Origin of the sequence: Kitasatospora sp. NPDC127060 (assembly GCF_042724935.1) — a bacterium.
In the GTDB taxonomy this organism is placed as follows: Bacteria; Actinomycetota; Actinomycetes; order Streptomycetales; family Streptomycetaceae; genus Kitasatospora.
Window position 1 is genome coordinate 1 of record NZ_JBHXEG010000143.1, and the last position, 11,296, is coordinate 11,296.

Sequence of the window (11,296 nt, forward strand, 5' to 3'; positions counted from 1 at the left end):
ACGCCCGCCGCCGGGACAGCGCCAAGAGCGCCCTCATCACCCTCGTCGAACACGCCCTCCTCGCCCGACTCCGCTGACCACCACAGCCACGGCCCACCGGACCGGGTGAAGTCCGGTGGGCCGACGGGAGTCGGGGCGGGGCTGGGCGGGGCTGGGCTGGGCGAACTACGCGGAGCGCTCGGACCGTTCGGTCGGCTCCAGCCCGGCCCGGATCAGACCGTAGGTGTACGCGTCCTCCAGGGCCAGCCAGGAGGCGGCGATCACGTTGTCGGCCACCCCGACCGTGGACCAGGTCGCGGCGCCGTCGGTGGACTCGATCAGCACCCGGGTCTTGGAGCCGGTGCCGTGCTGCCCCTCCAGGATGCGGACCTTGTAGTCCACCAACTCGAAGGTGGCCAGCGGCGGGTAGATGCCCTCCAGGGCCGTCCGCAGTGCCTGGTCCAGCGCGTTGACCGGGCCGTTGCCCTCACCGATGGCGATCCGGCGCTCGCCCTTGGCCCACAGCTTCACCGTCGCCTCGTTGCCGGAAACACCCTCCGGGCCCTGCTCGCTGATGGTCCGCCAGGACTCCGGGCGGTAGAAGCGGTCCCGGCTGCCGCGCACCTCGTCGCGCAGCAGCAGCTCGAAGGAGGCGTCGGCGGACTCGTAGGTGTAGCCGAGGTTCTCCTGCTCCTTCACCTTGGCCACCACCCGGCCGGCCAGGTCGCGGTCGGCGGAGAGGTCGTAGCCGAGCTCCTTGCCCTTGAGCTCCACCGAGGCCCGCCCGGCCATGTCCGAGACCAGCATCCGCATGGTGTTGCCGACCAGTTCGGGGTCGGTGTGCTGGTACAGGTCCGGGTCGACCTTGATCGCGGAGGCGTGCAGGCCCGCCTTGTGGGCGAAGGCCGAGAAGCCGACGTACGGCTGGTGGGTGGAGGGGGCCAGGTTGACCAGTTCGGCGATCGCGTGCGAGATCCGGGTCATCTCGGCCAGTCGACCCGGGGGCAGCACCCGGCGGTCGTACTTCAGCTCCAGCGCGCCGACCACCGGGAACAGGTTGGCGTTGCCGACCCGCTCGCCGTAGCCGTTCGCGGTGCACTGCACGTGGGTGGCGCCGGCGTCCACCGCGGCCAGGGTGTTGGCCACCGCGCAGCCGGTGTCGTCCTGGGCGTGCATGCCGATCCGGGCGCCGGTCGCCGCGATCACGTCCGCGACGGTGTCCCGGACGCCGGCCGGCAGCATCCCGCCGTTGGTGTCGCACAGCACCACCACGTCCGCCCCGGCCCGGTGGGCGGTGCGCACCACCGCGAGGGCGTACTCGCGGTTGGCCCGGTAGCCGTCGAAGAAGTGCTCGCAGTCGAGGAAGACCCGCCGACCCTGGGCCCGCAGGAACTCCACGCTGTCCCGGATCATCTCCAGGTTCTCGTCCAGCGTGGTGCGCAGCGCCAGTTCGACGTGCCGGTCGTGGGCCTTGGCGACCAGGGTGACGACCGGCGCGCCGGAGGCGACCAGCGCGGCCAGCTGGGGGTCCTCGGCCGCCTTGCCGCCGGCCCGGCGGGTGGCGCCGAAGGCGACCAGCCGGGCGTTGCGCAGCTCCAGTTCGGCGGCGGCGCGGGCGAAGAACTCGGTGTCCCGGGGGTTGGCCCCGGGCCAGCCGCCCTCGATGAAGCCGACCCCGAACTCGTCCAGGTGCCGGGCGATGGCCAGCTTGTCCGCCACCGTCAGGTTGATGCCCTCCCGCTGCGCGCCGTCACGCAGGGTGGTGTCGAACACGTGGAAGCTGTCGTCGGTACGGCTGACCTCGGTCATGGCCCCTGGTTCTCCGTTCGGGGAGGTTCGTACTGCTCTGCCGGATTCTCGTCCCGGCTCCACTGTCCAGGATCCCGCGCGCGGCCCCGGTGTCCCCGGGCCCCTTGTGGGGGCCGTCGGCCGGTCCGATGGCTGTGCTCAATGGGGCGGTGCCCAAAAAGCGAAAAGACCCCTCGCGGGTGCGAGAGGTCTGCGCGCGGGTCTGGACGCTCGTGGTCGCTCCGCATCGGGTCCTGCGGGAGCGGTCACTGCGGACCGGCGCGCCTGCTGCTAATAATCAGCGAAAGCGAGGACACGCTGGCAGTGTGGCACACCCTCCGGGATCCGGCCCGCCCGTCTCGCGATGCGGAACAGGGCAGGCCGGAGGGGGTGCCGGCGTCCGTGGATCAGACGATCTTGTGCAGCCAGTTGTGGGTGTCCGGCTGCTGGCCGCCCTGGATGGCCAGCAGGGCGCGGCGCAGCTCCATGGTGATCGGGCCGGGCTCGCCGGTGCCCACGGTCCAGTCGGCGGCGGCGGACTTCACCGAGCCGACCGGGGTGATCACGGCGGCGGTGCCGCAGGCGAAGACCTCGGTGAGGGTGCCGTCGGCGTTGGCCTGCTGCCACTCGTCGGTGGAGATCTTCCGCTCCTCGACCGCGTAGCCCAGGTCGCCGGCGAGCTGCAGCAGCGAGTCACGGGTGATGCCGGGCAGCAGCGCGCCGGACAGCTCCGGGGTGACGATCTTCGCGTCCTTGCCCTCGCCGAAGACGAAGTACAGGTTCATGCCGCCCATCTCCTCGACCCACCGGTGCTCGGCGGCGTCGAGCCAGACCACCTGGTCGCAGCCCTTCTCGGCGGCCTGCGCCTGGGCGACCAGCGAAGCGGCGTAGTTGCCCGCGCACTTGGCGGCGCCGGTGCCGCCGGGCGCGGCCCGGACGTACTCCTTGGACAGCCAGACCGAGACCGGCTTGACGCCGCCCGGGAAGTAGGCGCCGGCCGGGGAGGCGATGATCATGAACAGGTAGGAGTTCGCCGGACGGACACCCAGACCGACCTCGGTGGCGAACATGAACGGGCGCAGGTACAGGCTCTGCTCCGGCTCGTTCGGGACCCACGCCCGCTCCTGCTGGACCAGCAGCTCGACGGCCTCCACGAAGGCCTCCACCGGCAGCTCCGGCATCGCCAGCCGGCGGGCCGAGGCCTGGAAGCGCTGGGCGTTGGCCTCGGGACGGAAGGTCGCGATGGAGCCGTCGGCCTGGCGGTAGGCCTTCAGGCCCTCGAAGATCGCCTGACCGTAGTGCAGGGTCATGTTCGCCGGGTCCATCTCGACCGGCGCGTACGGAACCAGCTGCGCGTCGTGCCAACCACGGCCCTCGGTCCAGCGGATGGTGACCATGTGGTCGGTGAAGACACGGCCGAAGCCGGGGTTGGTCAGCCGGGCCTCGCGCTCCGCCGCGGACAGCGGGTGGGCGGAGGGCTTGAGATCGAACGAGATGGGCGCCTGGGTGGGCGTGCTCATGGCTGTTTCCTTCACCGTGGGGTTCGTTCGGGCCGCCACCGCCGAAGGAACGTTACGGCGATCCAACGCCGGAACGGACGCACAACGGCACGGCCCACTGTCGATACTCGCATCCAGAGGGCCGTGCCGAACAGCTGCCCGCTCCTTGGGGAGCTGCAAGCTGCGGTTATGCGGTCCGGCCCACCTGGCCGGATCCGCTCGGGGGGTCCGGCCGCTAGCCGGCTACTCGCTCGGCGAGCGCGTCGCCGACCTCGGAGGTGGAGCGGGCGCCGGCCCGCGCGGCGAGGTCCGCCGCGACGGCGGCCTCCACCTTGGCGGCCTCGGCGGCGAAGCCGAGGTGCTCCAGCAGCATGGCGACCGACAGCACGGTGGCGGTCGGATCGGCCTTGCCCTGGCCCGCGATGTCCGGGGCCGAGCCGTGCACCGGCTCGAACATGGCCGGGAACTCGCCGCTCGGGTTGATGTTGCCGCTCGCGGCAAGCCCGATGCCACCGGTCACGGCGGCGGCCAGGTCGGTCAGGATGTCGCCGAACAGGTTGTCGGTGACGATGACGTCGAAGCGCTCCGGCGAGGCGACCAGGTGGATGGTGGCCGCGTCCACGTGCAGGTAGTCGGTGGTGACCTCGGGGAACTCCCGGCCGACCTCGGCGAAGATCCGAGACCACAGGTGCCCGGCGTGCACCAGCACGTTGTTCTTGTGCACCAGGGTGAGCTTCTTGCGCGGCCGCGCCTGGGCCCGGCGGTAGGCGTCGCGCACCACGCGCTCGATGCCGTACGCGGTGTTCAGGCTGACCTCGGTGGCCACCTCGTGCGGCGTCCCGGTGCGCAGCGAGCCGCCGTTGCCGACGTACGGGCCCTCGGTACCCTCGCGGACCACCACGAAGTCGATCTCCGGGCGGCCGGCCAGCACGGACTCCACGCCCGGGAACAGCCGGCCCGGCCGGAGGTTGATGTGGTGGTCGAAGGCGAACCGCAGCTTCAGCAGCAGTCCCCGCTCCAGCACCCCGGACGGCACGCTCGGGTCCCCGATGGCACCCAGCAGGATCGCGTCGAAGCCCTTGAGCTCCGCCAGCACGGCGTCCGGCAGCGTCTCCCCGGTCCGGTGGTAGCGCCGGGCCCCGAGGTCGTACTCGGTGGTCTCCAGCTTCACGTCGGCGGGAAGGACGGCCGCCAGGACCTTCAGGCCCTCGGCCACGACTTCCTGGCCGATGCCGTCACCCGGGACAACTGCGAGACGAATGGTGCGAGACATGCTCGGACCCTACTCCGCCGTCCCAGGTACTGACACCTCACGTCCAGCATTCGGACTCCTTCGGATGACGACCCGCCCGCCTCCGACGCTGCGTCACTCCTTCGACGGAGCGCGGGTGGCCCGTGGTGCGCCGGGGGCGCGCTTAGGGTGGCGTGGTCCGGGATTCCTGGCAGAACGGGGCGCGTGGGTGAAGGCCGAGCGGCGGCGGGAGGTGCTGGTCTGCGGGGCGGCGGCCGGGCTGGCGGCGGGCGGGTTCGCGCTGGCGGCGGGGCTGCGCGGGCGGTGGCCGGGCGGGGCGGGCGCGGTGGCCGTGCCGTACCACGCGCACCTGTGGGACCTGCTGCACGGCCAGGCCGCCGGGGACCTCCTGTTCAACTGGAACAGCGGCTACGGCGTCCCGTTCCTGGCCGACTTCTTCGCCTACCTGATGAACCCGTTCTCCTGGCCGACCGCTCTGCTCCCCCGCGACCAGGGACAGCTCGCCGTCTTCCTGGTCACCCTGGCCACCATCGGCCTCGGCACCGCCCTGATGGCCCACCTGCTCGGCCGGCTGCACCCCGGCCCGCGCTGGCTGCGGGTGCCCACCGCCGTCGGGTACGGGCTCTGCGCCTGGGTGCTGGACGTCGGCGGCGGCGCGCCGATGTGGCTGTGGGGCCTGGTCTCGCTGCCGCTGCTCGGCCTGGTCGGGGACTGGTGCCTGCACGAGCGCCGCTGGGTGGCCGGCTCGCTGTGCGTCGCGCTCGCCTGGGCGGGCAACCTGTACACCGCCGCACTGGCCACCGCGGTCGCCGGACTCCTGTTCGCCGTAAGGCTGTTCGCCACCCCGCGCACCTTCCGGCACCGGGTCCGCTGCACCGGCCGGGCCGTCACCCTGACCACCGCCGGGCTACTGCTCGCCTCCCCCGTGCTGTTCGTCGCCGTCCGCGCCGCGCGCGGCGCCCAGCCGGAGTCCCCGGTGCGGCCGCTCGGCCCGTCCGGCTTCGAGGGGCACCTCGCCCAGCTGCTGCCCGCCACCACCGGGCGCCCGCTGCCGGACGTGGCGATCGGGGTGCTCGGGCTGCTGCTGGTGTGCGGGCTGCCGTTCAACCGCCGGGTGCGGCTCCGCGAGCGGGCGGCCTGGTCCGTGGCGCTGCTGCTGGTGGTGCTCAGCTTCCTCTGGACGCCGACCGTGCTGGTCTGGCACGGGCTGGCGATCCCGGCCGGCGGGCCGTACCGGGTGTCCTTCGTGCTCAGTGGACTGCTGGTGATGGCCGGCTGGGTTTCGCTGGCCCACCGGCCGGACCGGTTCACCCTGCTGGGCGGCGCCGCCCTGGTCGCGGTGATCGCCGTCCTGGTGGCCGCCCGGCGCTCGGTGCCCGCCTCCACCTGGGTCCTGCTGGGCCTGGGCGGCACCGTCCTGCTGGCCGCGCTCTGGGTGCTGGACCGCCGGCACACCGACCGGCGGGCGAACGCCGTGGCCACCTGGGTGATCGGCGGCGCGGTGCTCGGCAACGCCGTCTGGTCCGGGTACGCGGCGCTCGGCGCGGCCCCGGACGACAGCGTGTCCCCGGCCGCCGTCCGGGCCGGGCACGCCGCCGTCCGGGCCGGCGCCGACTGGCCGGACGGCCGCAGCGACCCGGGCCCGCACACCCTCACCCCGAACGACCCGCTGCTGCTGAACGGCCAGGGCGGCGGCTACTCCAGCGGCTACCTGCCGACCGTCGCCGCCCTGCTGCTGCACGACCTGGGCGCCGGCTGGACGGCCGGCGGGCGGCAGACCGGCAGCGTCACCGACCCGGTCGGGCAGGCCCTGTTCGGGATCCGCGCCCACCTGGACGAGGGGCCGCCGCCGTACGGCTTCACCGCCGTCCGGGCCGTGGCTCCGCCGCTGGTCACCGTGCTGCCGCCGGGTGCCCGCACCGCCACCTCCTCGGTCTGGGCCCGCCAGGAGTCACTTCTCGGCAGCCAGGTGTACGACGCCCCGCTGCCCGTCCCGGCGGGCGGCCCGGCGCCCACCCTGCACGGCACCAGCGGCTGGTCGGTGCCGGGCGGCGGGGAGGGCACGGTGTTCACCGCCGCCTGCACCCCGGGCTCGACGGCGTACTTCCACGGGGTCTGGTACCGGGGCACGGTCAGCGGCCTGGGCACCGACTACCGCAGCGACGGCGAGCAGCCCACCACGGCGGTGGCCGTCCACCGACTGGGGACCGTCCCGGCCGACGGGGTGGTCCGGGTGACGCTGCGCTCGGACGTCGTCAGCCAGGTGCCCGCCCGCCCGATCGGCTGCCTGCGGTCCGACGCCCTGGCCGCCGCGGTCACCCGGCTCACCGCCACCGGCGAAACCCGGGTCCGGGCCGGCGGACACACCCTCACCGCCGTCCTCCCCCCGGGCTCCACCGGCACCGCGCTGCTGTCCGTCCCCGCCACCGAGGGCTGGACCTGCGCCACCGACGGCGGCAGCGGGACCGCCCCCACCCCGGTGCTCGGCATGATCGGCGTCCCGCTCGGCGGCGGCGCCGACCGGATCGCCTGTGTCTTCCGTCCGCCCGGCCTGACCGAGGGGCTGACCGTCGCCACCGGCACGGCCGCCGTGCTCGCCCTGGCCGCCGTCTTCGCCCGCCTCTCCCGCCGTCCCACCCGCACTCCCCGCCGCGAACGCCGGCTGGCCGCCCGGTCGTAGCCGGGCGGCCAGGACCACGGCGGGGGCTACGGCAGGTCGATCACCTGGCCCCGGCGGTCGGCCGGGTTGAGGTGGTGGAGCAGCAGCAGCCGGGAGGTGTCGCCCGGCGTGCGGTGCACGTCGAGGACGGTGCCGGGGCCGGCCGGGGTGACCACGGCGGGCGGGCCGTCGAGGCCGGTCCGGACGTTCAGGGCCGGGTGCAGGACGTCCAGCGGGACGGTGGGGCCGGTCCCGCGCAGGCCGATGGCGGACAAGGCCTCCGCCGGGTCGGGCTGCCCGGGCGCCGCGACGCCGGTCCAGACGCCGTAGTGGACGGTGCTGTGGCCGGGTGCGACGCCGGGCAGGGCGCTCAGCCGGACGGGGAGGACCACGACGTCGCTGTCCAGCAGCTCGGTGTCGGTGTCGCCCCAGTGGGCGTTGAGCGGCTGGACGTCGAGTTCGGCGCCGGTGCGGGCGTCGAGGGCGCGGGAGACCAGGACGTCGCTGCCGCGCAGCCGGTCGGCCTTGAGGATGACGTCGGTGACGCCGTCCCCGTCGGTGTCCAGCGACACCCGCACCCCGTACAGCCCGACCGGAGTGGCCGCCGGGGCCCACAGCCGGGCGCCCACGTACAGCAGGTCGGAGTCGGCGGCCGCGCCCGCGGCCCGCAGGTTGGCGGCCCGGTCGCCGGGGTGTTCGACGCAGAGGTCGCGGTGCTGCTCGGCCGCGTCCTGGCCGTCCTCGGGCCGGATTCCGGCGCCGGGGCCCACGGCCTTGCCGCCGCCGGGCGGGCAGTCCGGCCAGCGGTCGTCCTCGCCGCCGAGGGAGAGGGCGCTGACCAGTCCGGGCGCCTCGCCGGGGGCGGCGCTGCCGCCGAGGGTGACGAGGGTCCCGTCCCGGGCGGTCCGGACGGCGGCGGTGGCGCCGAGGTCGCCGGTGGGGCGCGGGGCGGCGAACACCGGGACCCTCAACTGCGGCAGGGCCTGGTCGGTGACCGGGCTGAACAGCACCCGTCCGGACAGCTCGCCGCGGTAGCTGCGGGCCCGACCGCCCTGCACGGTGTCGATGGTCGGGTCGGGCGCGCGGCCCAACTTCCCTGGTACGGACAGCGTCACCCGCACCCGCGCGGTGCCGCCGGCCGGAACGTCCACCACGGCGGGCGCCACCTCGAAGGCGGCGCCCGGCAGTTCGGTGGCCGCCGCGTAGCCGGTTCGGTAACTCTGCGGCTCGGACGAGTAGTTGTGCAGCTCGATCGTTCGGTCGAGGGCCGTCGGCCCGCTGACCTCGACCGGCCCGTAGGAGACGCCGACGCTGCCCGCCGGGGCGCCCTCCCCCGCCGCGTAGGCGACGACCGGGGTACGGACCGCCCCGTCGACCCGGGCCCGGCCGGCGCCGGTGCGCTCGGGCCCGTAGACCGGGCCGCCGTGGTCGTCGCCGAGGTAGGTGTCCGTGCTGGTGTTCATCAGCGCGGCCTTGACCTGCTCGACCGGCCAGTCCGGGTGTGCGGCGCGGACCAGCGCGGCCAGCCCGGCGACGTGCGGGGTGGCCATCGAGGTGCCGTTCTCGCGCTCCCCGCCGGTGCCGCTGCCGACCAGGGCGGACCAGATGGTCTCCCCGGGGGCGGCGAGGTCGGGCTTGACCACGCCGGGGAGGCCGATGCCCCGGGAGGTGAAGTCGGTGAGGGTGTCGACCCGGTCCGGCTGGTTCTGCGCGACCGAGCCGTGCAGCGGGTTGCCGGGCGCGGCGAGCCGGACCCGGACGTCACCCGCGGCGGCGGCCTTGAGCAGCCGTTCGCCGTCGGCGCGGCCGAGCAGGACGGCCGGGATCCGGTCGTCGCCGGAGATCTCGGCGAGGTGGTCGGTGTCGGCGGCGTAGAGCGCGCCGATCGCCCCGGCGTCGGCGGCGTGGTCGGCGCGCGGGCCGGAGTTGCAGGCCCGGTCGGGGTCGCGGGTGCGCCAGGTGAGCACCGCGATCCGCCCCTTGAGCCGCTGCTTGTCGGCCGCGCTGAACTCACCGCAGCCGTCCGCCTGGTCGACGGGTACGGCGAGTCCGCCACTGACCTCGGTGCCGGTCCAGCCTTGGTAGCGCTCGCTCCAGTGGCCGGGTACGACCCCGGCCAGCTCGGCGGGGGCGAGCACGGTGATGCCGTCCACGTCGGCGTGCCCGTGCACGGAGGCGGCGACGGTGATCGCCCGGACGGCGGTGCCGGGGCTGCCGCCGATGCCGTACACGTCGCCCTCGTTGCCGGCCGCCGCGATCACCGCGGTGCCCAGTTCGACGAGCCGGTCGACGGCCAGCGCGTCGGCGTCGTCGGGGCTGCCGAAGCGGCTGCCGAGGGACAGGTTGACCACGTCGAGCCGGTCGCCCAGGTCGCCGTCGCCGTTCGGGTCGGCGGCCAGGTCGAGCGCCTGGGCGAGCCGGTCGGTGGAGCCGTCGCAGCCGAACACCCGGATCGCGTACAGCTGGGCGCCGGGGGCGGCGCCGGGGCCGATCCGGAAGGAGCCCGGGTCGAGTCCGGGCCGGTACGGGCCGGTGTACGGGTGGCCGTCGGCGGTGACGCCGTACCCGGCCGCGGTGCCGGCGACGTGGGTGCCGTGCCCGTTGCGCACGCAGTCCAGCGGGTTGTCGCTGGGGTGCGGCACCGGCTGGTGGTTCGGGGCTGCCGGGTCGGGGTTGTAGTCGTCGCCGACGAGGTCCTTGCCGCCGATCACCTTGGCGTTGGGGAACAGCGCGGCCGGGGCGGGCTTGCCGCGCTCGACCGAGCGGAAGGCCTCTTCGGTGCCGGGGCCGCCGAAGTCGGCGTGGGTGTAGTCGATGCCGCTGTCGATGATGCCGATCCGGACGCCCTGGCCGGTGTTCCCGGCCACCGCCGCGTCGCCGGACCAGACCTGGGGGGCGCCGGTCAGCGGGACGGAGTAGGCGTTGTCGCGCTGCTTGTTGACGATCGGGTGGACGGCCCGTACCCCGGGCAGCGCCCGCAGCGCGGGCAGCCGGTCGGCGGGGGCGCTGACGGCCAGGCCGGTGAGCAGGGTGCGGGTGCGGTAGAGCTCGTGGGCGGCGGGCGCCGCGTGGTGGACGGCCTCGGCGAGCCGGTCGAGCGCGTCCCCGGCCCGGGACCGCTGGCCGGCGCCGGCCTGGGCGGCCTCCCGGCGGACGGCCTCCGGCGAACGCTGGGCCCGCCGCGCGCCCTCGGCGGCACGCCGCCAGGCGGGGCCGGCCGCCTCGGTGGTGAGTTCGAGCAGGACGGAGGCCGTTCGGCCCCCGCCCGGCGGTCCCGCACTGGGCAGCCCCGCGCTGGGCGGACCGCCTGCGGCCGGGGTGGCGGCGAGTGCCGCGGTTCCGGCCAGCAGAGCCAGGGTGAGGCCGATCCGGGCGATCGGTCGGTGGACGGGTGGCAGACGCACTGGGCCCTCTCCCCCGGGAAGGGGCACTGATCCGCACACCGTGTCGCTGACGCCCGCCCGCGCGGACGTCGATCACCCTTCCGGGGGCCCCAAATTAGGATGATCGCGATGATGAGGGCGAGCAAGTTCCCTCGGACGGACCTCAGTTGCACTCTACGGGGTGACGCCGCGCCAGCCCGATCGGCCCAGTAGGCCGATGAACGCCGACGGTGCCCGCGCTCAGCTGTGGCCGGTGGAGCCGCCGTTGTCCCGGCGGTCCAGCGAGCGCTGCAGCGCGGCGGCGGCGAAGGGGTTCCGCTCGGCGGCCCGGCGGCGGCGCGGGGCGCGGACGGGGGTGGCGGCGGGGGCGGAAGTGGCGTGGCGGTCGGCGGTGGTGGGCATGCCGGGCTCCTTGGAAGCGGCCCGCGCTGGGCGCGGTGGGAGGGACGGGAGAACCAGGGGTGTCGCGCACGGCGCGCCCCGAGAAGGGTGCCGACGGGCGACGGGGAGGGCGCGCGGGGCAGGGGTCGCCTGCCCGTGGGGGCGCACGCGCACACGGGCCGCAAACCCTGGCTACAGGGGCGGCACACCGTATGGCCCTTCCACGGTACGACCCCGGCCCGACCGTGTCTGCACGAATACTTGGATTTCCTAGTATCTGAGACGGGGACCACCCGGGAGAACGCAGCAGGGCCCGGACCGCCGTCGGAACGGGGGTCCGGGCCCTGGTCAGCGC

6 protein-coding genes and 1 pseudogene are annotated in these 11,296 nt (G+C 74.9%); 2 read left to right on the plus strand and 5 right to left on the minus strand.

Features of this window, described 5'->3' with window-relative positions:
* Positions 1-77 (plus strand): annotated as a pseudogene (locus tag ACFWIS_RS39535) (ATP-binding protein); the annotation flags it as partial.
* A gap of 88 nt (positions 78-165) precedes the next feature.
* Here ACFWIS_RS39535 and cimA read toward each other — a convergent pair.
* The 3 genes from cimA to ACFWIS_RS39550 all read right to left on the minus strand — a co-directional run bounded on the left by cimA (position 166) and on the right by ACFWIS_RS39550 (position 4,539).
* Complete coding sequence (gene cimA / locus ACFWIS_RS39540) at positions 166-1,788, minus strand: citramalate synthase (RefSeq protein ID WP_380460511.1); 1,623 nt, start codon at positions 1,786-1,788, stop codon at positions 166-168.
* Between the two features lie 386 nt (positions 1,789-2,174).
* Positions 2,175-3,287: a branched-chain amino acid aminotransferase gene (locus ACFWIS_RS39545; protein WP_380460513.1), complete on the minus strand. Its 1,113-nt coding sequence runs from the start codon at positions 3,285-3,287 to the stop codon at positions 2,175-2,177.
* A 214-nt stretch (positions 3,288-3,501) separates the two neighbouring features.
* On the minus strand, positions 3,502-4,539 hold the full coding sequence (locus ACFWIS_RS39550) for a 3-isopropylmalate dehydrogenase (protein WP_380460515.1): 1,038 nt from the start codon (positions 4,537-4,539) through the stop codon (positions 3,502-3,504).
* A gap of 187 nt (positions 4,540-4,726) precedes the next feature.
* Here ACFWIS_RS39550 and ACFWIS_RS39555 point away from each other — a divergent pair, with 187 nt between their 5' ends.
* On the plus strand, positions 4,727-7,198 hold the full coding sequence (locus ACFWIS_RS39555; protein ID WP_380460517.1) for a YfhO family protein: 2,472 nt from the start codon (positions 4,727-4,729) through the stop codon (positions 7,196-7,198).
* A gap of 26 nt (positions 7,199-7,224) precedes the next feature.
* On the opposite strand, the gene ACFWIS_RS39560 is transcribed toward ACFWIS_RS39555, so the two are convergent.
* Together ACFWIS_RS39560 and ACFWIS_RS39565 are read right to left on the minus strand one after the other, a co-directional pair.
* Positions 7,225-10,581, minus strand: a complete 3,357-nt coding sequence (locus ACFWIS_RS39560) for a S8 family serine peptidase (protein ID WP_380460519.1) — start codon at positions 10,579-10,581, stop codon at positions 7,225-7,227.
* Between the two features lie 219 nt (positions 10,582-10,800).
* On the minus strand, positions 10,801-10,962 hold the full coding sequence (locus ACFWIS_RS39565) for a hypothetical protein (protein ID WP_380460521.1): 162 nt from the start codon (positions 10,960-10,962) through the stop codon (positions 10,801-10,803).
* Positions 10,963-11,296 lie beyond the last annotated feature (334 nt).